Source organism: Nocardioides sp. InS609-2 (assembly GCF_023208195.1).
Lineage (GTDB): Bacteria > Actinomycetota > Actinomycetes > Propionibacteriales > Nocardioidaceae > Nocardioides.
Genome location: NZ_CP060034.1, coordinates 2,138,385 through 2,164,603, shown reverse-complemented (window position 1 = coordinate 2,164,603; position 26,219 = coordinate 2,138,385). Strand labels below are relative to the sequence as shown.

Annotated in this window: 27 protein-coding genes; 12 read left to right on the top strand and 15 right to left on the bottom strand. The window is 71.0% G+C overall.

Translation table 11 applies throughout. The features are described from left to right. Nucleotides 1-136 precede the first annotated feature (136 nt). The 7 genes from H4Q84_RS11310 to H4Q84_RS11280 form a co-directional block, all read right to left on the bottom strand. Nucleotides 137-361 carry a helix-turn-helix transcriptional regulator gene (locus H4Q84_RS11310; protein ID WP_248583489.1) on the bottom strand — a complete coding sequence of 75 codons (225 nt, stop codon included), beginning with the start codon at nucleotides 359-361 and terminating at the stop codon, nucleotides 137-139. Continuing rightward, nucleotides 361-984 (bottom strand): hypothetical protein, encoded by a 624-nt coding sequence (locus H4Q84_RS11305; RefSeq protein WP_248583488.1) that lies wholly within the window; start codon nucleotides 982-984, stop codon nucleotides 361-363. Before H4Q84_RS11305 ends, H4Q84_RS11310 begins: the two co-directional genes overlap by 1 nt. Nucleotides 985-1,073: 89 nt before the next feature. Further along, nucleotides 1,074-1,622, bottom strand: a complete 549-nt coding sequence (locus tag H4Q84_RS11300; protein ID WP_248583487.1) for a DUF1992 domain-containing protein — start codon at nucleotides 1,620-1,622, stop codon at nucleotides 1,074-1,076. Nucleotide 1,623: 1 nt separating this feature from the next. Further along, complete coding sequence (locus H4Q84_RS11295; protein WP_248583486.1) at nucleotides 1,624-3,084, bottom strand: MFS transporter; 1,461 nt, start codon at nucleotides 3,082-3,084, stop codon at nucleotides 1,624-1,626. Next, nucleotides 3,081-3,668 (bottom strand): M20/M25/M40 family metallo-hydrolase, encoded by a 588-nt coding sequence (locus H4Q84_RS11290; protein ID WP_248583485.1) that lies wholly within the window; start codon nucleotides 3,666-3,668, stop codon nucleotides 3,081-3,083. The genes H4Q84_RS11295 and H4Q84_RS11290 overlap by 4 nt, the downstream gene beginning before the upstream one ends. Continuing rightward, complete coding sequence (locus H4Q84_RS11285) at nucleotides 3,668-4,429, bottom strand: M20/M25/M40 family metallo-hydrolase (RefSeq protein WP_248583484.1); 762 nt, start codon at nucleotides 4,427-4,429, stop codon at nucleotides 3,668-3,670. Before H4Q84_RS11285 ends, H4Q84_RS11290 begins: the two co-directional genes overlap by 1 nt. Nucleotides 4,430-4,438: 9 nt before the next feature. Then, the gene (locus H4Q84_RS11280) at nucleotides 4,439-5,041 is read right to left on the bottom strand and encodes a nitroreductase family protein (RefSeq protein ID WP_248583483.1); all 603 of its coding nucleotides are present in this window, start codon (nucleotides 5,039-5,041) and stop codon (nucleotides 4,439-4,441) included. Nucleotides 5,042-5,137: 96 nt separating this feature from the next. Between H4Q84_RS11280 and H4Q84_RS11275 the strand changes: the two genes are divergently transcribed. From H4Q84_RS11275 to H4Q84_RS11255, 5 genes are all read left to right on the top strand, one after another. Then, nucleotides 5,138-6,343 carry an allantoate amidohydrolase gene (locus H4Q84_RS11275; protein ID WP_248583482.1) on the top strand — a complete coding sequence of 402 codons (1,206 nt, stop codon included), beginning with the start codon at nucleotides 5,138-5,140 and terminating at the stop codon, nucleotides 6,341-6,343. Next, nucleotides 6,340-7,692 (top strand): formimidoylglutamate deiminase, encoded by a 1,353-nt coding sequence (locus tag H4Q84_RS11270; protein WP_248583481.1) that lies wholly within the window; start codon nucleotides 6,340-6,342, stop codon nucleotides 7,690-7,692. The genes H4Q84_RS11275 and H4Q84_RS11270 overlap by 4 nt, the downstream gene beginning before the upstream one ends. Continuing rightward, on the top strand, nucleotides 7,689-8,849 hold the full coding sequence (gene hutI, locus H4Q84_RS11265; protein ID WP_248583480.1) for an imidazolonepropionase: 1,161 nt from the start codon (nucleotides 7,689-7,691) through the stop codon (nucleotides 8,847-8,849). Before H4Q84_RS11270 ends, hutI begins: the two co-directional genes overlap by 4 nt. 212 nt (nucleotides 8,850-9,061) lie before the next feature. Further along, nucleotides 9,062-9,217, top strand: a complete 156-nt coding sequence (locus H4Q84_RS11260; RefSeq protein WP_248583479.1) for a hypothetical protein — start codon at nucleotides 9,062-9,064, stop codon at nucleotides 9,215-9,217. Nucleotides 9,218-9,232: 15 nt separating this feature from the next. After that, entirely contained in the window at nucleotides 9,233-12,229 is a 2,997-nt protein-coding gene (locus tag H4Q84_RS11255; protein WP_248583478.1) for a helix-turn-helix transcriptional regulator, read from the top strand. 80 nt (nucleotides 12,230-12,309) lie between these two features. Here H4Q84_RS11255 and H4Q84_RS11250 read toward each other — a convergent pair whose 3' ends face one another. After that, a complete protein-coding gene (locus H4Q84_RS11250; RefSeq protein WP_248583477.1) occupies nucleotides 12,310-12,705 on the bottom strand; it encodes a DUF1772 domain-containing protein in 396 nt (131 codons plus the stop codon). Nucleotides 12,706-12,860: 155 nt separating this feature from the next. After that, nucleotides 12,861-13,703, bottom strand: coding sequence for an NmrA family NAD(P)-binding protein (locus H4Q84_RS11245; RefSeq protein ID WP_248583476.1), 843 nt, complete (start codon nucleotides 13,701-13,703; stop codon nucleotides 12,861-12,863). An 80-nt stretch (nucleotides 13,704-13,783) separates the two neighbouring features. Here H4Q84_RS11245 and H4Q84_RS11240 point away from each other — a divergent pair, with 80 nt between their 5' ends. The 5 genes from H4Q84_RS11240 (at nucleotide 13,784) to H4Q84_RS11220 (ending at nucleotide 18,536) form a co-directional block, all read left to right on the top strand. Beyond that, nucleotides 13,784-14,764 carry an AraC family transcriptional regulator gene (locus tag H4Q84_RS11240; RefSeq protein ID WP_248583475.1) on the top strand — a complete coding sequence of 327 codons (981 nt, stop codon included), beginning with the start codon at nucleotides 13,784-13,786 and terminating at the stop codon, nucleotides 14,762-14,764. A 102-nt stretch (nucleotides 14,765-14,866) separates the two neighbouring features. Beyond that, nucleotides 14,867-15,094 carry a hypothetical protein gene (locus H4Q84_RS11235; protein ID WP_248583474.1) on the top strand — a complete coding sequence of 76 codons (228 nt, stop codon included), beginning with the start codon at nucleotides 14,867-14,869 and terminating at the stop codon, nucleotides 15,092-15,094. Then, the gene (locus tag H4Q84_RS11230; RefSeq protein WP_248583473.1) at nucleotides 15,051-16,232 is read left to right on the top strand and encodes a cupin domain-containing protein; all 1,182 of its coding nucleotides are present in this window, start codon (nucleotides 15,051-15,053) and stop codon (nucleotides 16,230-16,232) included. The genes H4Q84_RS11235 and H4Q84_RS11230 overlap by 44 nt, the downstream gene beginning before the upstream one ends. Further along, nucleotides 16,229-17,119, top strand: coding sequence for a sucrase ferredoxin (locus H4Q84_RS11225; RefSeq protein ID WP_248583472.1), 891 nt, complete (start codon nucleotides 16,229-16,231; stop codon nucleotides 17,117-17,119). The genes H4Q84_RS11230 and H4Q84_RS11225 overlap by 4 nt, the downstream gene beginning before the upstream one ends. Nucleotides 17,120-17,156: 37 nt before the next feature. After that, nucleotides 17,157-18,536, top strand: coding sequence for a cytochrome P450 (locus H4Q84_RS11220; RefSeq protein WP_248583471.1), 1,380 nt, complete (start codon nucleotides 17,157-17,159; stop codon nucleotides 18,534-18,536). A gap of 6 nt (nucleotides 18,537-18,542) precedes the next feature. On the opposite strand, the gene H4Q84_RS11215 is transcribed toward H4Q84_RS11220, so the two are convergent. The 3 genes from H4Q84_RS11215 to H4Q84_RS11205 all read right to left on the bottom strand — a co-directional run bounded on the left by H4Q84_RS11215 (nucleotide 18,543) and on the right by H4Q84_RS11205 (nucleotide 22,526). Next, entirely contained in the window at nucleotides 18,543-21,170 is a 2,628-nt protein-coding gene (locus H4Q84_RS11215) for a S8/S53 family peptidase (RefSeq protein ID WP_248583470.1), read from the bottom strand. 160 nt (nucleotides 21,171-21,330) lie between these two features. Next, nucleotides 21,331-22,245, bottom strand: a complete 915-nt coding sequence (locus tag H4Q84_RS11210; RefSeq protein ID WP_248583469.1) for a hypothetical protein — start codon at nucleotides 22,243-22,245, stop codon at nucleotides 21,331-21,333. Continuing rightward, a complete protein-coding gene (locus H4Q84_RS11205; RefSeq protein WP_248583468.1) occupies nucleotides 22,242-22,526 on the bottom strand; it encodes a hypothetical protein in 285 nt (94 codons plus the stop codon). Before H4Q84_RS11205 ends, H4Q84_RS11210 begins: the two co-directional genes overlap by 4 nt. Before the next feature lie 134 nt (nucleotides 22,527-22,660). Here H4Q84_RS11205 and H4Q84_RS11200 point away from each other — a divergent pair, with 134 nt between their 5' ends. Further along, nucleotides 22,661-23,230, top strand: coding sequence for a hypothetical protein (locus tag H4Q84_RS11200; protein ID WP_248583467.1), 570 nt, complete (start codon nucleotides 22,661-22,663; stop codon nucleotides 23,228-23,230). Here H4Q84_RS11200 and H4Q84_RS11195 read toward each other — a convergent pair. Beyond that, a complete protein-coding gene (locus H4Q84_RS11195) occupies nucleotides 23,217-24,158 on the bottom strand; it encodes an EamA family transporter (protein WP_248583466.1) in 942 nt (313 codons plus the stop codon). The genes H4Q84_RS11200 and H4Q84_RS11195 overlap by 14 nt on opposite strands. A gap of 39 nt (nucleotides 24,159-24,197) precedes the next feature. On the opposite strand from H4Q84_RS11195, the gene H4Q84_RS11190 reads away from it, so the two are divergent. Further along, nucleotides 24,198-24,695: a MarR family transcriptional regulator gene (locus H4Q84_RS11190; RefSeq protein WP_248583465.1), complete on the top strand. Its 498-nt coding sequence runs from the start codon at nucleotides 24,198-24,200 to the stop codon at nucleotides 24,693-24,695. On the opposite strand, the gene H4Q84_RS11185 is transcribed toward H4Q84_RS11190, so the two are convergent. Both H4Q84_RS11185 and H4Q84_RS11180 read right to left on the bottom strand, forming a co-directional pair. Next, nucleotides 24,680-25,525 carry an aldo/keto reductase gene (locus H4Q84_RS11185; protein ID WP_248583464.1) on the bottom strand — a complete coding sequence of 282 codons (846 nt, stop codon included), beginning with the start codon at nucleotides 25,523-25,525 and terminating at the stop codon, nucleotides 24,680-24,682. The genes H4Q84_RS11190 and H4Q84_RS11185 overlap by 16 nt on opposite strands. Before the next feature lie 43 nt (nucleotides 25,526-25,568). Then, nucleotides 25,569-26,201, bottom strand: a complete 633-nt coding sequence (locus H4Q84_RS11180; protein WP_248583463.1) for a hypothetical protein — start codon at nucleotides 26,199-26,201, stop codon at nucleotides 25,569-25,571. Nucleotides 26,202-26,219 lie beyond the last annotated feature (18 nt).

Below are 26,219 nucleotides of genomic sequence, written 5' to 3'. Positions count from 1 at the left end.
ACTTATCGCTCCGTGACGCCGCACGGGTATGACGGATCCCACGGGGGGCTCGTCTCATGTAACGCGGAGTTAGGGCAACTGAGCGCCCGGTCTGCGGGGGTCCCAGTGGACTTAACTCCGCGTTACAAGGGGCGGTTCAGTCGTCAGGCAGCCCGAGGAGCTCGCCCGGCGTACAGCCGAGGGCTTCGCAGATGGCGGTCAGGGTGGAAAACCGGACCGCCTTGGCTCGGTTGTTCTTCAGCACGCTCAGGTTCACCACCGTGACGTCGATGGATTCGGCGAGCGCGGTCAGCGTCATGCCGCGCTCGGCGAGCAGGTCGTCGAGGTGGCAGACGATGCGGTGCGGCTCCTCGACGGGCACTAGACGAGCCCGGCGGTCTCATCCGCGAGGCGTCTGCCTTCGCCAAACGCCCGCGCAAACGCGGCCAGCAGCGCAGCCGGCAGGAGCCAGGGCACGACGCTCAGCCAGTCCGGTTTCCACCCGAGCCCCGACATCATGCCGCCCGCTTCCGCCGCCGCGTCGTACACCGCGACATCGGCCCACGAGGAGAGCATCGGGTGGGCCAGCGCGGTGACCAGGACGACGACCGAGCAGATCCTCAGGCGACGGGCAGCGTTGACCTCGAACGGGATGGCCCGCTGCACGTCGACGACGACGAACAGCAGCAGCCAAGCCGCGATGCCGACGGCCAGCACCACCAGGATGTCGGGCGCCAGGTTGGTGAGCGCGAGCCTCGTCGTCGGGTCATCGATGATGACTTCCGCGTTGCCGTTCCACCGGAATGAGGCTCCGGGCGCCGCAGGGATCACCTCCCCGGGGATCCCGTTCGCCTCGCTGAAGAAGCCCGTGTAGAAGTCTCGCCTGAGGTCCTGGCCGGTCAGGGCCTGCACGATCGCCAGAGGAATGCCCAGCACGGCGGACAGGACGCCGACCCCGAGGAGTCCCCGGGCGGCGATGAACGAGAGGGGCGTGCGACGAGACATTCGGGCTCCGAGCCGGCGGGGTGTCCCGGGACGAACACCCATCGAATCTCGATACTATCGAAATTCGATGTATCTTGCACGCGGTTTCATCAGGGTTTCCCTTGCCACCAGCGCCGGCGGGGCTCCGGCTGCTTCTCGGCGAGTGCCGCGCGCTGGGCCTCGACCCGCGCCGTACGACGCTCGCGCCAGGCCTCGACCTCAGCCTCGACGTCGCGCCGCTTCGTGATCACCGGGGGCGCGGTCGGTCCGGTGGGCGGGGTGTAGATGGCCTTGCGCACCCGTTCGTTGAACTCCTCGACCTCGCGGCGTACCTCGCGCTCGGTGGGGACCTTGTCGAGCCGGCCGTCGAGCTCGAGGTCGTCCTTGCGAATCGCCAGGGCCGGTGGCAGGACGCCGGTGATCTGCTCGCGCTCGATCAGCTTCTTGACCCACCAGTCGGGGTCGTGGCCGCTTCCGAGGTCGATGGGCTTGCCGCGGCCGGGCAGGTCGTCGAACTCGCCACGCTCCATCGCCTGCTGCACCTGCAGGTCGACCCAGCGGGACTGGTTGTGGATTCGGGCTGCGGCGGCCGATCGGCCCGTGCGTTCGTCACGCTCGGGCGAGCGGTCCGGCGCGGTGGGCTTCCGCTCCTCGCTCATGTCACGAGGGTACGTCGGCCGCCTGATCACGCGTGTCCGAGAACGCGTGCCGTGGAGCCGCCAGGAGGGCCAGTGCGGCAAGCAGGGCGGCACCCGCGCAGACGGCCCAAACGGTGAGGTAGCCCGACAACGGCGCCTCCGCCTGGGTCGCTCCCTCGATGGATCCGGTCGACGCCAGGGCGATCGCGAAGACCGCCGACGCGATGGCGGCGCCGAGAGTCTTGGTGCCGTTGGTGAGGCCGGTGGCGATGCCGGTGCGGTCGGGCGGCGCGGTCGCGGCGGCCGCGGCGGGCAGCGACGCGACGAGCGCTCCCGAGCCCACCCCGGCGATTGCCATGTTGGTCAGCGCCTGCCACGTCTCGTCGTGGAAGGGGATCCACAGGGCGTAGCCGAGGGCCACCAGCAGGTGGGCGAGCACCAGCGTGCGTCGTACTCCGAACCAGCGGGTGGTCAGCGGCAACGTGAACGCGCCGACCGCCAGCGTGATGACGTAGACCCCGATCAGGGTAGACACGAACGCCGAGTCGGCGCCGAGGCCGTAGCCGCGGACGGCCGGGTCGGCCTGCGCGAACGTCGACAGCGGGATCTGCCCGCCCAGCACCGGGATGCCGAACAGAAACGCGGTCAGCTGGATCGGCCACTGGCCGGGGGAGGCGACCAGGCGGACGTCGATGATCGGGTCGGGATGGCCCAGCTCGTAGCGGACGAAGGGCACGAACGCGAACAGTCCGAGCGCGACGAGAGCCCAGCCCAGCAAGGATCCAGCACCTTCGAGGCGGATCACGATCAGGCCGGCCATCAGGATGCCGATCGCGGCGGTGACGAGTGCCAGCCCACCCCAGTCGATGCCGCCCCGCGCGTCGCCGGGGGTGTCCTCGATGCCGACCCAGATGAGCAGGAGCACCACCGTGATCACGGCGGCCGGGACCGCGAGCACCACGGTCATGTCGAGGGACTCGACGACGGCGCCGCTGGTGAGTGCGCCGACGATGACGGCCAGCTCGAGGGCGCCGACGAGCACCGCGGCGCCGCGTCGGGTGAGCAGCTCCTGGCGACCGGAGTCGCGGGTACGACGGTGGATGATCGCCACCTCGAGCGGCAGCCAGATCACGGCCGCGCCCTGCAGCGCCCAGCCGACGAGGAACGTCGTGAACGACGGCGCGATGACGGTGATCCACGACCCGAGGGCCGTCACCGCGGTGGCCAGCACCAGCACCTTCTTGTGCCCGATGACGTCGCCGAGCCGCGCCAGGAGCGGGATGCAGAGCGCAGACAGGATCAGCTGTGCAGCCTCGAACCAGTTGATGTCGCCCTCGGAGATCGAGAGGTGGTCGGCGAGCTGCGGGAAGATCGGCGTGTAGTAGCCCTGCAGCACGCCCGATGCGATCTCGACCGCCACGAGGAACCCGACGATCGCGGCCAGCCCGGGAATCTTGACCGGCGGGCTAGAGATGGTGGTCACGCGATCCCCTCGATCAGGCGCTGGTACCAGAGCACGCCGTCGGCGAAGTCGTCGAGCCCGATGCGCTCGTCGTACGAATGGATCGACTCGCGCTGCTCCTTGGTCATCCGGAACGGTGCGAAGCGGTAGACGCGGTCACAGATCCCGGTGAAGGTGCGGCTGTCGGTGGCCGCCATCATCACGTACGGCGCGGGCACGGCGTCGTCGAAGGCGGCCCGGATGGTGCTCTCCAGCAGGGCGAACGCCTCGTCGTCGACGTACGGCGAGACGGGTGACGGCTCGTTGGCCTCGACGACGTCGATGCGCACACGGTCGTCGTGGATCGCCTTGCGGATGTGGTCGAGGACGCCGGCAACGGTGTCGCCGACCATGATCCGGATGTTGACGCCCGCAGTCGCGGTGGCCGCGATGACGTTCAGGGCGGGCGAGCCGGACAGCGTCGTGACCGCAACAGTCGTGCGCGTCATCGCCGCCGACTCCGGTCCGGCGGCGAGCAGGGCGCGGGTCAGCAGCGGCTTGATGCGCTCGGCGTTGGCCATCAGCGGCCGGAGCGCCCGAGGTGCGTGCGGAGCGATCCGGCGCATCAGCTCGAGGGTCGGTGCGGGCGTCGACCCGGGAACGGCGACTTCTCGAGCCGCATGATCGCCCGGGCGATCCGGGCCGTCGGGCCCATCTTCGCCGGAGTGGACGCGTGGCCGCCGCGGCCCTCGACCGTGAGCTCGAGGGAGGTGACGCCCTTCTCGGTCACGCCGATGACGCCGATCGGAGGATTGACGCCGGGGAACGCGTCGTAGGCGATCGCGCCGCCCTCGTCGAGCACGAACCACGGCCGGACGCCGCGTCGTACGAGCTCGGCAACGGCCTGGGGAGCAGCCTGCCCGAAGACCTCCTCGTCGCAGCCGAACGACAGCCAGATGTCCTGCGCGGGCGTGAGGTCCTGCTCCAGCAGGCGTTCGACGGCTTCGCAGATGCCGGCCAGGCAGCCCTTGTCGTCGAGGGTGCCGCGTCCCCAGAGCACGCCGTCCTCGATGACGCCGTCGAAGGGCGGGTGCCGCCACTCGCCTTCAACAGGTACGACGTCGAGGTGGGCCATCAGCACCACCGGCCGGTCGTCGGCGCGGCCGCGCCAGTGGAACAGCAGGCCGTGGGTGTGGATGCGGGTGAGGTCGAGGCGCTCGTGCAGCAGCGGGAACTGCGCGGCCAGCTCGACGACGAACGCGTCGAAGGCGTCGGTGTCGACCAGAGTGGGATCGCGGTGGGAGACGGTCGGGATGCGCACCAGCGCCTGGAGCTTGGCGACCGCACGGTCGCGAACCACGTCGAAGTCGGCGTCCCGCAGGGTCACTGGCGCAACCTACTCCGACCAGCCCCCGCGATGGACGACTTCCGACAGCGGAGTACGACGCCGTCGCCTCGGTGAGCCGGTCGCGCTGCCGTCGGCCCGGTGGCCGATCGTGATGGCGGCGATCGGCTCGTGCGTGTCCGGGATGCCGAACTCGCTGCGCACCTGGTCCAGCCGCTCCGGCGGGATCCCGAAGAAGCAGGCACCGAGGTCCTCGTCCGTGACCGTCTGGAGGATCAGCAGCGAGGCCATCGCGGCGTCCAGGTGCCAGAACGGCATCGACCAGCGGCTCTCGTCGCGGTCGGTCCAGCCCTTGTCGGGCTCGGTGTAGCGGTCGAGGTAGGCCGCCTTGCTGGAGCACGGGAGTACGACGATCGGGGCGCGCATCATGCCCGCGAGCCACGAGCTCGGGGCCGAGGGATCGGCCGTGCACTTCCAGAACCGGTCCACGCCGTCGGGGTCGTCGAGCACCACGAAGGCCCAGCCCTGGCTGAAGCCGGCACTCGGGGCATGGATGGCATTGGTGAGGCAGCGCTCGATGACCGCCGGGTCGACCGGACGGTCGTCGTAGCTGCGGACCATGTGTCGGCGTCGTACGACGTCCTGGAACTCCATGCGTGAAGCATGCCGTGTCGGACCTAGTCTCGTATCCGAGAGCCACGTCCCGGACGCGTGGTTGCCCGCTGGGCATCGAGAGGGTGGACTGCTGGAGTGAGCTTCGAACGCATGTGGCGCGACCTACGTCCGGTCGGCCGCGACGAGCGCAGCGGTGGCTACTTCCGGCAGCCGTGGACCAGCGCCGAGACCGAGCTGCGGGTGTGGTTCCGCGAGGAGGCGACGGCGCGTGGCCTCGACCTCGAGGCCGACGGCATCGGCAACATGGTTGCCTGGTGGGACCCCACCGGCCGTGGGCGTCGCGGCGGACTGCTGACCGGCTCTCACCTGGACTCCGTGCTCGACGGCGGGGCGTACGACGGCCCGCTGGGCGTCGTGTCCGCGCTCGCGGCGCTCGACCTGATGCGCTCGCGCGGCGACTCCCTCTCGACGCCGATCGGGATCGGCGTGTTCGTGGAGGAGGAGGGCTCGCGGTTCGGGCTGGCGTGCCTCGGATCGCGGCTGGCGACCGGAACCATGTCATGGGCCAAAGCTCGCGAGCTGCGTGACCGCGACGGCATCTGGCTGTCCGACGCGCTGTCCGACGCTGGGCTCGATCCGACCAGCGGGTTCGTAGACCTGTCCTCGGTGAGCTGCTTCGTGGAGCTGCACGTCGAGCAGGGCCGCGACCTTGTCGACCGTGGTGCGGCCGTCGGTGTGGCGAGCGAGATCTGGCCACACGGGCGTTACCGCTTCGACTTCCTGGGCGAGGCCAACCACGCCGGCACCACCCGGATGGAGGACCGCCGCGACCCGATGCTGACCTACGCGATGACCGCGCTGGCCGCCAACAAGCAGGCCCGGCTCGCCGGCCACCGGGCGACGTTCGGCCGGGTCGAGGTCACCCCCAACGGCACCAACGCCGTGCCCTCGCAGGTGACCGCGTGGCTCGATGCGCGGTGTGACACCGAGACGTCGCTCGCTGCTCTCGTCAGCGAGATCGAGCGACAGGGCGTCGACCGAGCCGGCCGCGACGGCACCCACCTGCGTGTCACGGCCGAGTCGGTCTCGGGTGCGGTCGGCTTCGACTCGTCGCTTGCTGCCCGCATCGCGGCAGACCACGAGGACGGCGACTGGCCCGTCATCCCGACCCAGGCCGGCCACGACGCCGGCATCCTGTCAGCCGCCGGAGTGCCCACCGCGATGCTGTTCGTACGCAACCCGACCGGCATCTCGCACTCGCCCGACGAGTCCGCCGACACCGCCGACTGCCTGGTCGGCGTCGAGGCACTGGCCGACACGCTCGCCCGGCTGGCCCGATGACTTCCTACCTGCTCGAACGGGCCTGGGTCGACGGCGCCGTGCGCGACGACGTACATGTGGAGATCGAGGACGGGCGGTTCACTTCCGTCACACCGGACTGGCAGTCCCTGAACTTGTCGGGGGGTGCACGGGCCGACAAGTTCAGGAATCCCCGGTCGACCGGGGATTCCGAACGACTCCCCGGCCTCACCCTCCCCGGCCTCGCCAACTGCCACAGCCACGCGTTCCACCGCGCCCTCAGGGGCCGCACGCAGCGCGAGCGCGGCACGTTCTGGACCTGGCGTGACCAGATGTACGCCGTCGCCGGGCGCCTGGACCCCGACTCCTACTACGCCCTGGCGCGGGCGACGTACCGTGAGATGCTCGCCGCCGGGATCGCCAGCGTGGGGGAGTTCCACTACCTCCACCACCAGCCCGACGGCACGCCGTACGACGACCCGAACGCCATGGGCCACGCCCTCATCGCCGCCGCACGCGATGCCGGGATCCGGATCGCGCTGCTCGACACGTGCTATCTGAGCAGCGGATTCGGGGAGCCGCCCACCGGCGCCCAGGTGAGGTACGACGACGGCAGCGCCGCCGCCTGGGGGGAGCGCGTGGCCGGGCTGAAGGACGAGGACGGCGTCACGATCGGTGCAGCGATCCACTCCGTGCGTGCCGTGCCGAAGGACCAGCTCGCCGACGTCGCTCGAGGGGCAAGAGGCAAGCCCCTGCACGTCCACCTCAGCGAGCAGGTCGCCGAGAACGAGGCCTGTCTCAACGCGTACGGCGTGACCCCGACGAAGCTGCTCCACGACGCAGGCGCACTCGGCCCGCTGACCAGCGCCGTCCACGCCACCCACCTCACCGACGACGACATCGCGCTCCTCGGCAGCACGCACACCGTCTCCTGCTTCTGCCCCACCACCGAGCGCGACCTCGGCGACGGCATCGGCCCGAGCCGCCGCCTGCACGACGCCGGCAGCCCGCTGAGCCTCGGCTCCGACAGCCACGCAGTCATCGACCTCTTCGAGGAGATGCGCGCGACCGAGCTCGATGAGCGACTCGCCACCCAGCGGCGCGGCCACTGGACCGCCGCCGAGCTGCTCGACGCTGCCACCCGGCACGACAGCCTCGGGTTCGACGACGCCGGCACGATCGCGGTCGGACATCGTGCCGACCTGGTCACCATCGCCACCGACACTCCGTCGACGGCCGGCACCGGCGCCGACGAGAACACCGCCGCCTTCGCAGCCACCGCCGCCGACGTGACGCACGTGGTGGTCGACGGCCGCGTCGTCGTACGACAGGGTGATCGCGACGAGATCGGCCGCGCCCTGGCCACCGCTATCGAGAGGGTGTGGGCATGACCACCACCGTGCTGACCCACATCGGCGAGCTCGCCACCTTGGACCCCGCGCGCGACGGCCTGCTCGGCCTCGTCGCCGACGCCGCGGTCGTCATCGAAGGCAGCCGCATCGCCTGGGTCGGCCCGTCCGACGAGGCGCCCGCGGCCGACCAGCAGTACGACGTGGGTGGCCGCGCCGTTCTCCCCGGCTTCGTCGACTCCCACTCCCACCTGGTGTTCGCAGGCGACCGGGCGCCGGAGTTCGCGGCCCGGATGACCGGCGAGGCCTACTCCGCTGGCGGCATCCGCACCACGGTCGCGGCCACTCGAGCGGCCACTGACGAGCAGCTCACCTCCCACGTCGCCCACCTCGTGCAGGAGATGGCCCGCCAGGGCACCACCACGCTCGAGATCAAGAGCGGCTACGGCCTCAGCGTCCACGACGAGGCGCGGAGCCTCGCGGTCGCGCGGCAGTTCACCGAGGAGACGACGTTCCTCGGCGCGCACGTCGTGCCTGCAGGCACCGATCCCGCGGCGTACGTCGACCTCGTCACCGGCCCGATGCTCGCCGCCGCCGCGCCACATGCGCGCTGGATCGACGTGTTCTGCGAAGAGGGTGCGTTCGACGCCGACCAGGCCCGCACGATCCTCGCTGCAGGGGCCGCGGCCGGCCTCCGCGGTCGCCTCCATGCCAATCAGCTCACGTACGGCCCGGGCGTGCGGCTCGCCGCCGAGCTCGGCCTGGTCGCGGTCGACCACTGCACCTACCTGGCCGACGAGGATGTCGACACGCTCCGCGACTCCGGCACCATCGCCACCCTGCTGCCCGGCGTGGAGTTCTCGACCCGCCAGCCGTACCCCGACGCCCGCCGGCTCATCGACGCCGGCGTGCGCGTCGCCATCGCGTCGGACTGCAACCCCGGCTCGTGCTTCACCAGCTCGATGCCGTTCTGCGTGGCGCTCGCCGTGCGCGAGATGCGGATGAGCCCCGCCGAGGCCGTGTACGCCGCCACCGCAGGCGGTGCCGCGGCCCTCGACCGGGACGACGTGGGCATGGTCGCGCCGGGCATGCGTGCCGACCTGACCGTGTTGGACGCCCCCAGTCACGTGCATCTGGCCTATCGCCCCGGCGTACCCCTCGTTTCGGGCGTCTGGCAGGCCGGGCGTCCGCTCATGTAACGCGGAGTTAGGGCAACTGGGACCCCCGCAGACCGGGCTCCCAGTTGCCCTAACTCCGCGTTACAAGGGCGCGCGACGCTCTCTGAGGTAGCCAGCCACCCACATCTGAGGTAGCCGGGCCGGCGTAGATAGGGCACGACCCCGATGTGCGGGGCTACCTCAGCGACGGAATCTCTACTCACTGCAGAAAGCAGCACTGAGAAGGGAACAAGATGTACACCACCGAGAACTACCTCAACGCCGAGATCGAGTACCGCGCCAACCGGGTGCGCAGCTCCTGGGGCGGGCGCAAGCGCCGGGGCGAGAGCAGGGACCGCATCCCTTCCACCCGCCCGGTCCCGGGTGAGTCCACCCGTACCACTCGCTGACGCGGGGCGCCACTCATGGCAAACCAGGCGACGCTGTCGGTGGGTCACGACATGATGGACACCGTGCCCACTCGCAGCGCCGATCTCGTCGGACGCGATGCCGAGCTGGAGGAGCTGAGCTCCCGGCTCGGCATCGTCACGTCCGCGCGCCCCAAGGGCGACACGCAAGACCAGCAGGACCAGCAGATCGTCCTTCTCGCCGGTGACGCCGGAGTCGGCAAGACCCGACTGCTCACCGAGCTCCGCGACCGCGCGCACGCAGCCGGCTGGCAGGTCGTCGCCGGCCACAGCCTCGACCTGGGCGACAGCGCGCTGCCCTACCTCGCCTTCTCCGAGATCCTCGGGCGCCTCGTGGTCGACCAGCCCGGCGTCACCGCAGACACCCTCGAGGACCACCCCGCTCTCGCTCGTCTCCAGCCCGGCCGCCGCATCCGCACGCTCGACGACGGACGCGAGGACGGAGGGCTCCATCGGGCCGACCTGTTCGAGGCGGTGCACGCGCTGTTGACACGCGCTGCCGCCGACGCGCCCCTGCTCGTCGTCGTCGAGGACACCCACTGGGCCGACCAGTCGACCCGCGACCTGCTCAGCTTCCTGTTCACCCGGCCCTTCGGGGCGCGGGTCCACCTCGTCGTGTCCTACCGCTCCGACGACCTCCACCGCCGCCACCCGCTCCGCCGCCAGGTCGCCGAATGGGCCCGCCTGCGCGGTGTCGAGCGCATCCAGCTCGACCCGCTCGCTGCCCCGGACGTACGCCGTCTCGTGCGCCTGCTGCACCCCGACCCGATGGCCGAGTCCGACGTGGTCGACATCGTGTCCAGGGCCGAGGGCAACGCCTTCTTCGTGGAGGAGCTGGTCGGTGCCACCTGGGCGACCGGCGGGGTGCCGGCCGACCTGGCCGACGTACTCCTCGTCCGTCTCGACCGCCTCGACGACTCCGCTCGCCAGGTGGTGCGCACCGCCGCGGTCGCCGGGCGCCAGGTTTCCCACCACCTGCTGGCCGCGGCCTCCGGCGTCGACCCGCGGGCCCTCGACGGCGCCCTGCGCGACGCGGTAGAGATGAACGTGCTGGTCCCGGTCCGTGAGGCCTACGCGTTCCGGCACGCGCTGCTGGGTGAGGCTGTCTACGACGACCTGCTGCCCGGCGAGCGGGTGCGCTTGCACGCGTCGTACGCCGCGGTGCTGCGCACGGGCGAGGCCATCGGCACCTCGGCCGAGCTGGCACGGCACGCGCGTCTCGGGCAGGATCCGCGCACCGCGCTGTTCGCCAGCATCGAGGCCGGCAACGACGCGATGCGGGTGGGTGGCCCCGAGGAGGCCGCGCAGCACTACGAGGCAGCGCTGACCCTGATCTGCGACCCGGCCGTCGGCGACCTTGCCGAGATCGATCTTCCCGACCTCGTCGTGCGCACCGCCGACGCACTCACCGCCGCCGGTCACGTGCCGCGCGGCAACGCCGTGCTGCGCGAGCAGCTGGAGCAGCTGCCTGCCGACGCTCCCAACGCCGACCGCGGTCGGCTGATGACCAGCCTCGCGCTGGGTCTCGCGATCACCGACCATCCGCTCGACGAGCTCGAGATGGCGCGCCAGGCGGTCGACCTGGTCGCCGACGCGAGTCCCAAGCAGCGGGCCCGCTCGCTGGCCGGCTACGCCCGCATCCTCAGCGCCCACCTGCGCCACGACGAGGCCCGCGACGCCGCCACCGAGGCGCTGGCCCTGACCCGCCAACTCGACATGCCTCGTCTGAGTGCCGACATCCACACCACCCTGGCCGGGCTCGACCGCCGCGCGCTCGTCGACGAGATCGGTGTCTCGCTGCGCGAGGTGATCGAGCAGGCCCGCGCCGCGGGCGCCGTCAACGCCGAGCTCAGGGCGCGATACCTGCTCGGCCGCTTCCACCAGGACCGCGCCGAGTTCGACGAGTCCGTCGCCGCGTACGCCGCCGCCCGAGGCCGCGGTGTCGAGGTCGGCACGCCCTGGTCGCCGTACTCGTTCGAGAGCCGCTTCATGGAGGTGGTGGTGCTCTTCGTCGCTGGCCACTGGGACGCCGCCGCTGACCTCGCCGACATGTCCGGCGAGTCACCGCCGCCGGTCTCGGAAGCGATGCTCACTGCCGTGACCGCCCAACTGATGGCGGGCCGCGGCGAGCCCGGCGCGAGCGAGCGCGCGCGCTCGGTGCGGGGCTACTGGCCGAAGGAGGGCATCGTCGCGATCACCGCCGCCACCGCCCTTCTCGAGCTCGCGGAGCAAGCTGCCGACGTCGGCCTCGCGATGACGACCTACGACGACATCGTCGGTGTGCTCTCGAAGACCTGGCACGACCGGTTCCAGGCGCGGCTCCGGCTCGCGAGCCAGGCTCTCGGCGTGCTCGGCACGGCTGCGGCTCGCCTGAGCGCGTCCGAGCGTGACGACCTTGCCCCGGTGGCCGCCGAAATGCTGGCCGACGGGCACCGCGTCTACGACTACCACCGCGAGCTGGGCATCGACTTCGGCCCCGAGGCGCTGGCCTGGATCGTCCGCCTCGACGCCGAGCACCTGCGCTGGCGCTGGGCGGCCCAGATCGACCCGCCCGACGAGGACCAGCTGGTCGAGGCCTGGCGTGAGACCGAGGCGAAGTTCGCCGTCTACGCCCACGCCCACGAGCTGGCGCGGGTGCGCGCCCGGCTGGCCGCGATCCTGCGGGGCAGCGACCCGGCCGCCTCTCGTGAGCTGGCCGACGCCGCCCGGGCCAACGCCCGCGAGCTGGGTGCCGCGCCCCTCGTTGCCGAGCTGGTCGCCCTCGGCTCGCAGGCCGTACGCCGCGAGCCCGCCGCCGTCGACGCGCTGACCCCGCGCGAGAAGGAGATCCTCGAACTGGTCGCCCAGGGCCGCAGCAACGGCGAGATCGGCAAGCAGCTGTTCATCAGCGCCAAGACGGTGTCGGTGCACGTCTCCAACATCCTCGGCAAGTTCGGCGCCGCCTCGCGCACCGAGGCCGCCGCCATCGCAAGGCGCCGCGGGCTGCTCGGCTGAGCGAGGCCCCCCGGCCGTTGTTGGAACGTTCGCGCAACGCCGGGTGGACGAACGTTCCAACAACGGCACAGACCTCACGCTCAGCGGACCGCACCGCGGACAGCGCCGACGCTCGCCCTGCCTCCCCGGGACTTCTCCTCACGGGTCAGCAGGGCGAGGCCCACGAGCACCAACGACGCCACCGACGCGCCGGTCCGGACGGCGTGCAGCCCGTTCCACGGCCCCTCGAAGTCGCTCCGGGCGGACGCCACCTCCGCGTCGCTCGCCGACGCGACATCGACATCGGCCAGCCGCTCGTTCAGGGGCACGTTCCCCGCCATGGTCACGCCCACCACGCCCACCACGCCGAGCACGTACACCGCCGACGCCGCGGCCAGGAGCCGGAAGCGCCCCCGCTCCTGCCGGTGAGCGGCGGCCGCCGCAACGACGAACGCCGCGCCGCCGAGGAAGGTGCCCCAGATGAAGAGCGGGTTCATGATCGCGCGGTCGAGTGCCTGGAACGCGCTGACGAACTCCCGGTCGGGGAGCTATCCGAGGCCGGGCATGACCGCCATCTGCCAGTCGAACATCACCCCGGACGTGAGCCCCACCGTCGTCGCGGCCAGTGTCATCAACGCCTTCCTGACCGTGCTCACGACACGGTCCAGACGCCGGTCGGGGCAGCCTGCACCGCGAAGTCGGCGAAGTCTCGGGCGGGCCGGCCCAGCGCTTCCTCGACGCCGGAGGCCAGCGATGAGTTGTGGCCGTCGAAGATGTCGGCGAACAGTGCGCCGAGCATCTCCGCCTCGTCACCCGGCACACCGGCCTCCTTGGCCGCGACGACGTACTCCTCCGTGCTCACGGGCAGGTAGGTGATCGTGCGACCGATCGCCTTGCTGAGGTCATCGGCCATGTCCTGGAAGGTCATCAGCCGCGGACCGGTGAGTTCGTACACCCGTCCCGACGGCACCTGACCGAGCAGGGCCGCGGCGGCGACCTCGGCGACGTCGTCGACGTCGACGATCGGCTCGGTGACGTCTCCCGCCGGCAGGGCGACCACCCCGTCCTGCACGGCGTCCACGAGGAAGTGCTCGCTGAAGTTCTGCGCGAAGAACGCGCAACGCACGATCGTGGTCGCCACCCCGCTGTCGGCGAGTGCGGCCTCGCGGGCCTGCGCCTGCTCCTCACCGCGCCCGGAGAGCAGGACGAGATGCTCGAGGCCCTGGTCGCGGGCCGCGACTCCGAACGCGGTGATGATCTCGATCGAGCCGGGCACGGCGAGGTCAGGCTGGAACGTCACGTAGGCGCTGCCGGTCCCGTCGAGCGCGGCGGTCCAGGTCGACTCGTCGTGCCACTCGAAGCGTGGGGTGGTCGACCGCGAGGCGACTCGCGTGGCCCGGCCGGCTGCGGCGAGCCGTTCGGCGACCCGACTGCCTGTCTTGCCGTGCCCGCCGATGACGAGGGTGATGGGTGGGTTGTCGGTATGTTCGCTCATGGGGCTATCAAGCCGGAGTCGCGTGAGACCTTCCATAGCTGTGATGGTCAGATACCTCTCTTATCGTCTACAGTACGACGATGGACCCGCTCGCCGGCTTCCTCGAAGGGCCTCGCGCCCGCAGCGCCTTCGTCATGCGGATCGTGCTCGAGCCCCCGTGGTCGATGCGGATCGACGACGAGGCGCCGCTCTCCGTCGTCGCCATCACCCACGGTTCGCAGTGGCTCCTGCCCGCCCCGTCCTGGGGTGGGCCCCAGGAGCCGCTCGAGCTGCGCGCCGGCGACGTGCTGATCATCCGGGCGTCCGAGCCGTACGTCGTCGCCGACCAGCCCGCAACAGAGCCCAGCATCGTCATCGACCCGGGTGGGCAGTGCCGCACGCTCGACGGCCGCAGCCTGGTGCAGTCGATGGAGCTGGGCGTTCGCACCTGGGGCAACGCGGCGACCGGCTCCGACGTGATGCTCGTCGGGACCTACCAGTCCGAGGGCGAGGTGAGCAGGCGGCTGCTCGACTCGCTGCCGCCGCTCGTTGTCCTACGAGCCGCCGACTGGGACAGCCCGCTGGTCGGCCTGCTGGCCTCCGAGATCGTCAAGGAGGAGCCGGGCCAGCAGGTCGTCCTCGACCGGCTGCTGGATCTGCTGCTCGTCAGCGCCCTGCGGGCCGCGTTCGCTGCCGAGAAGGTGGCCGTGCCGGCGTGGTTCCGGGCCGACGCCGACCCGACGGTCGGCCGGGTGGTCCGGATGATGCACGACGCCCCCGGCCACCCGTGGACGGTCGCCGAGCTGGCGGCCGCCGTCGGCGTCTCGCGGGCCTCACTGGCCCGACGCTTCCACGAGGTCGTCGGCGAGCCGCCGATGACGTTCCTGACCGGCTGGCGGATGGCCCTGGCCGCCGATCTCCTGCTCGCCGACGGCGCGACGGTGACGGCGGTCGCGCGGGCGACCGGCTACGGCAGCCCCTTCACGTTCAGCACGGCATTCAAGCGCACCTTCGGATCGAGCCCGCGGGCCTACCGCGACCAGGCACGGGCCGAGACCGGTGCGGTCGCCGTCGTCAGGTAGCCACGGGCCTCTTCATCGTCACCGGTGTATCCCGCCCTTGACGGGCGGGGTAGTACTGGTGACAGCGGTGGATCGGCCGCCGCGAATACCTAGGAGACAGCGATGACGACTCCCCAGAACCCCACCGGTGGCCTGAGCGACGACGAGATGGCCACCTCCGCAACCCCGGAGGCGGGTTCAGTGCCGAGTCCGGCAGACGCCGACGGCACTGATGGCACTGATGGCGGCGACGCTGACGGCACCGATGGCGGCGACGCTGACGGCACCGACGGTGACTCGACCGACGGTGACTCCACGGACGCTGACGGCACCGACGGCACGGACAGCTGAGGTCACTGTCCTGAGCGCTCTCGACCTGCTCAGCGGTGATGCCCAGGCCTTCGCGCACAAGGTCTGGGCGTCCCGCGTCCACCTGCACCAGACCGACCCCGAGCGGCTGGTCGGCATACTCTCGCTCGACGACGTCGACGCGCTGCTGACGAGTACGGCGATCCGCACGCCCGCCGTCCGGCTGGCCCACAACGGGTCGGTGCTGCCGGAGTCGTCGTACACGAAGGGCGGCACGTTAGCCGGCAAGCCGCTCACCGGGCTCGTGGACCCCCGCAGGCTCTTCGACCTCGTCGACGACGGCGCCAGCGTGGTGCTGCAGGGGCTCCAGCGTTACTGGCCACCGCTCACCCGGCTGGTCGGCGAGCTCGAGGCCGAGCTCGGGCACCCCTGCCAGGCCAACGCCTACCTCACGCCGCCCGGCTCGCAGGGGTTCGCGGTCCACTCCGACTCCCACGACGTCTTCGTCTTCCAGACCCATGGCAGCAAGCGCTGGGAGGTGCACACCGACGACGGCGTGCAGGACATCCTGCTCGAGCCCGGCCTCGTCATGTACCTCCCCACCGGCACTCCGCACGCCGCCCGCGCCCAGGACACCGTGTCCCTCCACGTCACTCTCGGCATCAATCAGCTCACCTGGCGTCATCTCGTACGCCGTGCGGTCACACCGCTGCTCGACGCCGTCGACGACGGACACCTGCCCGCGGCGTACGTCGACCAGCCGGGCACGCTGGGCGCCGGACTCGCCGACCGGCTGACCGCCCTGGCCGCCGCCGTCCGCGGACTCGACGCCGACGCGCTGGCCCGCGAGCAGGCCGAGGGGTTCCTGTCCTCACGTCCGATGTCGCTGGCCGGGGGGTTGCGCGACCGGTTCGCCCTGCCGGGTGTCAGGAGCGAGACCCTGTTGCAGAGACGCCGGGGCCGGCCGTTCACCCTGGTCGATGCACCGGAGGACAGGGTGCGGGTGCTGCTGGGCGACCGGCACCTCGACGTACCCGCCCGGTTGCGCCCGACCCTCGAGCGGGTCGCCGAACGACACGAGCTCCGCCCGGCCGACCTGCACGACCTGCTCGACCCCGAGAGCGCGCTGGTGCTCTGCCGGCGGCTCGTGCTCGAGGGCGCCTTCACGGTGCACGGGTGAGCCGCTGCTCGGCGGCGAGTCTCGAGCGCGGCGACGAGCTCGCGGGCACCGCGTCGACGGTGCGGGCTTTCCTCCTCGTGGAGGATCCCGGCCCGTGGGGCACCGCGATCCTGCGCGACAGCCGGCTCCCGGCGGACGTCCGGAAAGCACTCGGCGCGGTGCGCGGAGTGCGACCCCTGCTCATCCGGCGCACCGGCCGTCGGCAGACCGACGGAGTGCGGGTCTTCGGCGTCCGCGTCAACGCTGCCGGCGGTTGGGTCGAGTCGGCCCGTCTCGACTCGGTGCGCGACGTCACCACGCTCGACATCGCAAGCCTGGCCGCCGGCCGTTCGATGGGACTCACGCCGTACGACGACCCGCTAGTCCTGGTCTGCACCCACGGCCGGCACGACGCGTGCTGCGCCGAGCTCGGCCGGCCCGTGGCCCTCGCGCTCGCGGCCGCGGGCATCGACTCCTGGGAGTGCTCGCACGTCGGCGGTGACCGGTTCGCCGGCAACGTCCTGGTGCTGCCGGACGGCGTCTCCTACGGCCGCGTCGAGCCCGAGTCAGCGGCCGCTTTGGTCCGCGCCCACCTCACGGGCCACCTCGACCTCGACCTGATGCGCGGTCGCAGCAACCTGCCGATGTCGGTGCAGACGGCGGAGATCGCGCTCCGCCGCGAGCTGGGGGAGACGCGGGCGGGCCTTGTCCGCCATCTCGCGCACGACCACACCGACCTGCCCGGCGGCGACTACGTCGTGACCACGCGTTTCTCCACGCCCGATGGGGAGTTCAGCGTGCGCGTCGAAACGACCCACGGACCCGACCAGGCCCTCCTGACCTGCCAGGCGGGGCAAGCGTCTCGGGTGCTGCGTCATCGGGTCGCGCTCATCTCGCTAACGGAGTGAGTGCATGGGTGCGCGCCGTACCCATAGTATGCAAAACATGACTACTCGGATCGAGACCGACGAGGTCGCTGAGCTCGCGGCCCAGCGCTACCGCTCGATGAGTCCGTTCGGCGGGCGCATCCTGCCACCGATCGACCGCAGCGCCCTGCCGCCGGGCCCGGCGTGGCCGGTGTTCCTGCAGAGCCTCGGCCTGCTGCGCTTCCGGCACCGTTTCGTGCCGTGGCTGCACCGGCGCTACGGCGACGTCTTCACCGTCCGGCTGATCCCGCAGGGCCGGCCGCTGGTGCTGTTCACCCGGCCCGAGCACGCGAAGGAGATCTTCGCGGGCGACCCCGAGGTCTTCCACGCCGGCAAGGGCAACGCGATCCTCGGCCCGATGATGGGCGAGCACTCGCTGCTCCTCCAGGACTCCGGCGAGCACAGGCGCGCTCGTAAGCTGCTGATGCCGGCCTTCAACGGCCACGCCCTGCACGGGTACGCCGCCCTCGTCACCGAGGTGGCACGCGCGGAGGTCGGGTCGTGGCACCGCGGCCAGGAGCTGCGCGCGCTCGACCGGATGAACTCCCTCACCCTCGAGGTCATCCTGCGGGTGGTCTTCGGGGTCAGCGACGAGGCCCGGCTGACCGCTTTGCGGCCGCGCGTCAACCGCAGCGTCGACATCTCCCCCGTCGTGCTGCTCGGCTGGGGGTGGCCGAAGCTCCAGCGCTTCGGGCCTTGGAAACGGACGGTCGACAACGCCATCGAGCTCGACCGGCTGATCTACGCCGAGATCCGCGAGCGCCGCCAGGCGCCCGACCTGACCGAGCGCACCGACGTGCTCTCGCGCCTGATCTGCATCGAGGACAGCGGCGACGCGCTCACCGACACCGAGCTGCGCGACCAGCTGGTCACCCTGCTGCTCGCCGGCCACGAGACGACGGCTACGGCACTGGCCTGGGCGCTCTACGAGATCGGCCGCGACCCGGAGCTGCGGACCCGGTCGCGCGAGGCCGCGCGCAGTGGCGACGAAGTCTGGCTGGACGCCGTACTCAAGGAGTCGATGCGGCTCCACCCCGTCATCCCGATGGTCGTGCGCACCCTGATGAAGCCGGTCACGATCGGCGGCTGGGAGCTGCCCGCCGGCACCACGATCGGCCCGTCGATCCTGATCGCGCACTCGCGTGACGACAACCACGCCGACCCCGAGGTGTTCAGGCCGGAGCGTTTCTTGGGCCAGAACCCGCCCACCAACACGTGGATCCCGTTCGGCGGTGGAGTACGCCGCTGCATCGGCGCCGGCTTCTCGCTGATGGAGGGCGTCGCGGTGCTGCGCGAGGTGCTCACGGCGTACGACGTCGCCGCGGTCGGCGACGACGAACCGAAGGTCCGCAACATCACCAGCGTGCCACGCCGAGGCGCCCGCATCCGGCTCGGTTGAGACCGGTCAGCGGGTGAAGCCGATGGGCGGCAGCATCCTGAGCTGGGCGCCGTCAGTGAAGCGCGAGACCCGGACGACGTAGGCGCCTGGCTCCAGGCCTTCGGTGTCGAGCAGTAGCGCCTCGCCCTTCTCGCGGGCCTCCCGGATGACCGAGCCCTCGCGGTCGAGCAGTTCGATGCGCAGGTTGTCGGCCACTCCAGCGAAGGCCAGCAACGGCCCCTCGCCGCGGTCGCTGCCGACCTCGTGGAGGTAGTGGGTGATCGGGTCGAAGAGCTCGACCGGCGGCGGGTCGCCCCACCACTTCGGGATGAGTTCGAGCTCCTCCTCGAAGGGACCGGGGATCTTGGTGTGGTCGGCGGTCATCCGGGTCGAGATGCGATAGCGGGTGACCTTCTCGCCCGACACCCGCAGATAGCACGTGGTCCCGGGTGGCGGATGTTCGGTCATGTTGCGCACGCCCCTCCACGAGCGGATCACTGTGCGTGACGCGTCGTAGAGCTCGACGTCGACGGGCTGATCGGCGTCGAACACCGAGACCGTCGGCTGGCTGAAGATAAGCGCCGCAGGCACCTCGAGCCTGAACCAGTCGTCGTTGGTGCCCAACGTGATGCCGCCGCCGATCCAGGGCGACATGAACCGCTGCTGGTGGAGCGTCGCGTCATAGGTGCCCGGGCCCCAGGTGCGCAGCAGGAATGGCGACCAGTTCGACGCCTGGAACAGCATCCGGGCGGCGGACTCTAAGGAGTCGTTCACCTCGAACTGGTCCCGCGCCAGCGTGGCACTCGCCCGCATGACCTGGAGCCGGTAGCCCGTGACGCCGGTGCCGCCCACGCGCACTCGGTAGCCGCCGGGTGGCAGGAGCCCGGACAGCGTCGTCTTGCCGGCACCGGTCGACCCGCCCCTGGTCATCTCGTCGGGGCCGCGGGCGTCGGGGTTGTCCGACTCGACGGCGACGAAGAGCGTGCCGAGCCGCTCGTACCAGTCCACTGCGACGGTGACCGTCGAGAACCGGTCGACGGTGAAGTGCCAGTAGTCCGGGTCGTTGGCGGTCGACCTCGCCGTGAACGGACCGAGGCCGGGCTGGAGCGCACCGCCCGGGCCGGTCGGGATGAGCCCCCGTGCCGTCGCCGGGGTGTTGTTCGGTTCGCTGTCGTCGGGGAGGGTCTGCTTCACGGCGGCGAAGAGCGCGGCGTACGCGTCGAGGCCCTTGCCGACCGGCCCGGAGCCGTTCCACCCCGTCTCCACCAGCAGTCGCCGGATCTCGTGGGCGTTGAGCGCCGGGTTGGCACTGCGCATCATCGCTGCGACTCCCGCGACGATGGGTGAGGCGAAAGACGTGCCGCTCGGCCGGGAGCCCGCAGGGTTGTTTCCGTCGGGTGCCACCGGAATGGCGGTACCCGGTGCCCAGAGGTTGATCGAAGATCCGTGGTTGGAGAAGCTCGCCTTGTTGTCGGCCGCGTCGAGCGCCCCGATCGTGAGCACGCCAGGGGTGCGGGTGGCGGGCCGGACGTTTCGGTCATCGGGCAGGTCCAGGTTGTCGTTGCCGGCGGCCGCGACCATCACGACGTCGTTGTCGGCGGCGAACTGGAAGGTGTTGTTCCAGCTGCTCGTCGGAAACCACAGCTCGGTCTGGCCCCACGTGCCGATGCTCATGTTGAGTACGTCGATGCCCCAGGCCGCGCACATGCGCACGCAGCGCAGGATCTGGTCGATCGAGATGTCGGTGAGGAACAGCATCGGGGTGGCCACCGTGCCGCCGCTGCCGGCCGCTCCGGCCGCGTTGTTGACGAGTCCCGCGCTGGAGCTGGCCACGGCGTTGCCGTGCCACGCCATCCCGCTCGGGGCCATCCCACCAGCCGGAGTGCCTTCGTCGTTGAGGTTGATCTGCATGACCCCCGCACCGAGATCGGATGCGGGCTGGCCGGGCGCCACGTTGGGCGCGCCGGCGGCATCGAGCCAGAAACCGCGGTCGAGCACGGCCAGCACGACGAAGGGGTCCGTGCGCAGCTGCCGGATGGAGTCCATCAGCTGCCAGGCTTCGACCATCCGGGACCGTCCGGCGAACGCCGTCCAGGCGAAGGGGTTCGCCCCGACCCCCGGCACGTTGCCCTCGGTGGCGGTCTCGAGCGGCATCGACAGCGGCTCGCCGAGCAGGTTGAGGCCGATCGGCCGCTCGTCGAGGGCGAACTGCGTGACGACTGCGGCCACGGCGGCACCGATCTCCGAGGTGGCAACGACCTGACCGTCCACCTCGCGCCCGTCGCGGACGGCCCGCTGCAACAGATCGTCGCGGCCGTCGACCCGCGGCGGTGCGCTGAACCGCAGGCGGACGACCTGGGGAGCCTCGTCGGCTACGCCGCGCTGCTCCACGTGCAGCTGCTCCGGCGGATCGGGGAGCTCGCGGTCGGCAACGACCTCGGCGCCGTAGCGACCGACCAGCTCCTCCACCAGGTCGCGGTCGTCGCCGTCGCCGTCGACGATGACCTCGTCCGCGACGTACGACGTGGCGCTCAGATCTGCGGGCCCCAACGCAGCGATCTGACGTCCGGTCGTGCGACTGCGCCACTGCGCGTAGCGCGCCAGCAGTCCGTCCTCGTCGACGAGCACCCGCTCGTCCCGCGATCCATCACTCATCTGCGCCACCCGTCTCGCTGCCCCTCGAAACGCGGTGCGCCGGCGCGAAGAGTCGCGTGGAACCGGCGCATGCGGTGTCGGCATGGGGACCTGTATGGCCTTCAGAGTCTTCCTGACCCACGCACCCCGTCAAGAGCTTGATCCGACCTCGCGCGACCCCTTAGGAGCCGGCGAGCGGGCGCACGACGCTCGGCGGCCGGTCGGGCACGACCGGCTCCCAGCGACCGTCGACCCAGCGCGCCCTGGTGGCGCCGCTCGAGTGCTCGCCGGCATGCGGGTTGTCGGTCGCGAAGATGATGGTGCCGTGGCCGTCGGGACCGAACGGCTGCCAGTGGGCGTGCACCCACTCGCCGAGCTTGTTGCGGTGCCCCTCGATCCACTGGGCACGGGAGTCTGAGTCGAAGCGTCCACCCTCGTGGCGGCCAAGAAGCGCAGCGGCAACTTGCGACGGGACCTCCACCGGCGCGATCCTGTCGTGCATGACCGGGTTCTCGGGCAGCCCGTCACCCTTGTCGTGATGGGTGTCCGGGATCCACGCCCCCGCAGGCACGGAGTCGCGGGCCCACTCGCTGTAGCCGTAGTGCGCGATCGCCTGGACCCAGTCGTCGATGCTCTGGTGGTACGACGCGTCGACGGCCGCGCGGCGGGACGTGAGCTGGTCCCAGGCCCGCCAGCCCTGCACCAGCGCAGGAGTGTCCTCTCGGCGAACCGCGTTGTCGGGTGGGTGGATCGCGTCGCTGGAGACGACCAGTCCGCCGGTGTGGGCGATGGCGACCATCTCGTCGAGGAGGATGGCGATGTCGTGGGCGTCTCGTGCTGCCTCGCCGGCTGCCTCGCTGAGGTGGCCCATGTTGGCGCGGAGCTCTGCCGCAGCCAGCATGCGCGCCTTGCACTGGGCACGGAAGCTGTCGCCGGCCTCGCCCTCGAACTCGCGTCGGTCGAGGTTGAGTCCCACGGCGTAGGCGTCCTCGGTCTCGCCGGCGGCCTTGCCGAGCTCGCGCAGCTCCTGGGCGTAGGTCCTGGCGGGACCGGGCTCGCACCGGTACTTCCCCAGGTAGATCGCCTCGAAGGTCATTGCTGCCACCCCTTGTCGATGAACCGGTCGGAGATGAAGCCGTCCATGGCCTCGGCCTCCACGAGGAACATGTCGATGTCGGTCGACATCGCCTCGGCGTTCGCGCCGATCGACCGCGCGACCTGCTTGATGTTGGCCAGTGAGTCCTCGACGTACGGCAGGGCGAAGAGCTCACAGGGGGCGGCGATCCTCGCCGCCTTGGTCACCGAGGACCCGGTGACGTCGAGCTGGCGGGCCACGTTCTTCATGACCCCGGGACTGATGCGCACGATGTCTGTCATGCCGAGAAGTTTCCCGAGCAGCGCGGCCCCGAAACTGGCCGACGCTGGCCTGTGGACAACCGGTGTGCGCGACCGCCCTTGGCCATCGGGGACAATGGCGCCGTACGTGCGTCGAAGAGAACCTGGAGACCACCGTGGCGGACCGCCCGTCTGAGCCCACCGAACGACCCGTCCTGACCGGCCTCGTTGCGCTGGTCGGCGTCGGGCTCGTCGTGGGCCTGCTTGCCGGGCTGACGGCACTGATGGGCACCAAGGTGCTCGGCATCGGCGGGGGAGACGACGACTCGACCGAGCAGGCGTCGTCCGGCCAGTCGCTGTTCCTCCCGGACCCGGTCGAGACCGAGAAGCCCGCCGATCCGCTGCTGACCCTCGACCCCAACCTGCCGACGCCGTCGATCACGCCGAGCGGCGCCGCGTCCTCTACCCCGCCGGCAACTGGCATCACCTTGTCGGTCGGCCAGACGCAGGTGGCGGCGATGGGTCAGATCGACCTGACCGGCGTCTACCCCCAGGGTGACGGCGCGATCCTCCAGGTCCAGCGGTTCGAGGACGGCGCGTGGACAGACTTTCCCGTGACGGTCTCGGTCGGCGAACAGACGTTCTCGACGTACGTCATGACCAGCCGTTCCGGCAAGAACAAGTTCCGCGTCGTCGACACCGACACCGCCATGGAGTCCAACGAGGTCGTCGTCACCGTCGGGTGACGGCCCCTACCAACGCAGGCTCTCTCGGGGGGTCGAGCGGAGCTGCCGGCTCCTGGGTACGCCGCAGCAGCGCCACCACGGCTGGCTGCCCGGCCAGCACGCCACCGAGCACGAGGAGCATCCCGAACACCTGGGTGAGGCCGAAGGCCTCGGCGGCGAACGCGACCCCGAGCACGGTGCCGACGACCGGGTTGACGAGGCCGATCAGCGCGGTGCCGCCGGCGGGCATCCGGGTGAGGCCGCGGAACCAGCAGAAGTAGGCGAGGCCGGTGCCCACGATCGCGAGCCAGGCGTAGCCGAACGCGGCGCGGCCGTCGATGGCCGGCGGCGCGCCCTCGATCAGGAACGCGACCGGCAGCAGGAAGAGGCCGCCGACGACGAGCTGCCATGACATCAGCGTGAGCAGGTCGACCGGCGCCGGCCAGCGCTTGACCAGCACGAAGCCGAGGGCCGAGACCAGCACGGAGCCGAACGCGCCGGCGAGCCCCAGAGGCGTCACGCCGTCGGGGCTGCCCAGCACCAGGAAGGCAACACCGGTGAGTCCGACCAGGGCGGCCAGCACGCGAAGCACCCCGGCTCGCTCGCCGATCAGGAGCCAGGCGAGCGCCATCACAGCCAGCGGCGACAGCGCCTGGATCGTGGCGGCCAGGCCGCCGGGCAGGTAGTAGGCGGAGACGAAGATCAGCGGGAAGAACGCGCCGATGTTGCACAGCCCGAGCACCACGGCCTTCCACCACCAGTCGCCCTGCGGGAGCTGGCGGCGCCAGGCGAGGAGCACGAGGCCGATGGGCAGCGCCCGGACCAGCGCGGCGAACATCGGCCGGTCGGGCGGCAGGAACTGCTCGGTGACGATGTACGTCGTGCCCCAGGCCAGGGGAGCGACCGCAGTCAGCAGGATCGTGGAGAGTCCGGCGCGATTAGTTTCCATGGAAGAGATAATATCTTCCGAAGAAGATATAGTCCAGTCATGGAACCCGACCACGTCGCCAGGATCATGCAGCAGTGGCACGTCGAGCGCCCCGACCTCGACGTCTCCCCGATGGGCATCATCGGCCGCCTGCACCGGCTGTCCGACGCGCTGCACGAGCAGCTGCGCCAGGTGTTCGCCGCGGCCGGCCTGTCCGACGGCGACTTCGACATCCTGGCCTCGCTGCGTCGCTCCGGGGCGCCGTACGAGCTGACGCCCGGTGAGCTGAGCGCCACCACCGTGTTGACGTCAGGGGCCGTCACGAAGCGGCTCGACCGCCTCGAGGGTGCGGGCCTGCTCACCCGCGAGGTGTGCGCAGACGACGCCCGGTCGCGGCGGATCAGGCTCACCACGGCCGGGTTCGAGCTCGTCGACAGACTGGTCGGCGAGCACATGGCCAACGAGCACCGGCTGATCTCCGATCTCAGCGACCTGGAGCGCAGCCGGCTTGCCCACCTGCTGGAGCAGTGGGGCAGGAGCAGTCAGCTCGGAATGTAGTCGAAGACGTCCGGGTTCGGGCCGAGCCGGCCCGCTTCGCCGCGGTCGAGCTCGTCGAGGGTCGACATCGCGTTGGGCGACAGTTCGAAGTCGAAGATCTCGAAGTTCTGCTTCATCCGCTCCACCTTCGTCGACTTCGGGAAGATGACGTCGCCGCGCTGGATGTGCCAGCGCAGCGCCACCTGGGCCGGCGACCTGCCGACCAGAGTCGCGATCTCGCCGATGGTGTCGTCGTCGCTGACCGTGCCCTGCGCGATCGGCGACCACGCCTCGGTGACGACGCCGTGCTTGGCGTTGGCCGAGCGGACGCCCTCATTGGCGAAGAACGGGTGCACCTCGACCTGGTTGACCACGGGTACGACGCCTGTCTCGGCCACGATCTTGTCGAGGTGGTCGGGCTGGAAGTTCGAGACGCCGATCGAGGCGGCCCGACCGTCCTCCACGAACTCGCCCAGCGTCTTCCACGTGGAGACGAAGTCGCCGTCGTACTGCGTGGGCATCGGCCAGTGGATGAGGAACAGATCGATCCGGTCGAGACCGAGACGCTCCAGCGTCTCGCCGAAGCCGACCCGGGCGTCCTCGGGCCGGTGGAAGCCGGTGTTGAGCTTGGAGGTGATGTAGAGCTCGTCGCGGGGGATACCGGCGGCACGGATCGCCTCACCCACACCCGCCTCGTTCTCGTACATCTGCGCGGTGTCGATGTGGCGGTAGCCGACCTCGAGGGCCTTGCGGACTGTGTCGGCGGTGTCCTCCGGCGACACCTGGGCGACCCCGAAACCCAGCTGGGGGATGGACGTGCCGTTGATGAGCTCGATCCTTGGGACAGTCATACAGGGGCCTACAACGACCGGCGGGGAAACATTCCCCGCGGCGCTACTCCTCACTCAGCTCCGCGTCGGAGATCACGCCGATGGCGCGGTCGAACTCCACGACGTGGGTGCTGAGCGCCGCGACCGTGTCGACCGCGTGCAGGTAGTCGCGCACCTCGGGGCGGTCGTCGACGTCGACGCCGGGCGCCCCGGCAAGGACGCCCGCCAGGTCGGCGACCGCCAGCGGGGCCTCGCGCCGGGCGGTCGCGAACTCGCCCTCCAGCTCCGGTGACAGCTTGGTGGTGTGGTCGCGCTCGAGGGCGTGCAGGCGGTCGGCCTCGGCGCCGGCCAGGCTGCCGCGCGGGTCGACGTCGTACAGGTCGTACTGGAGGCCTTCGAGCCTTCTCCAGTGCTGACGGAAGGCCTTGAGCCGGGTCTGGCAGCTGGTCGCTCCGGCGTGCTGTCCGAGCCGGCCGGCCTTCACGTAGCGCGCCTTCCAGCGCTGGCTGAGGGCCGGCACCGGACCGCCGGGGTTGCCGTTCTCGCCATGGAAGGCCCGCAGGTCGATCCACTTCGACCGGCACTGCTTCGCGGTGAGCTCTGGCGGCGGGGCATCGGCGGAGCGCGCTGCCAGGCTCGCTGCCGGGGTGAGCAGGGCTCCGGTGAGGGCGAGGGCGACGACCAGTCGGGGACGCATGCGCGCCACCCTAAGCCC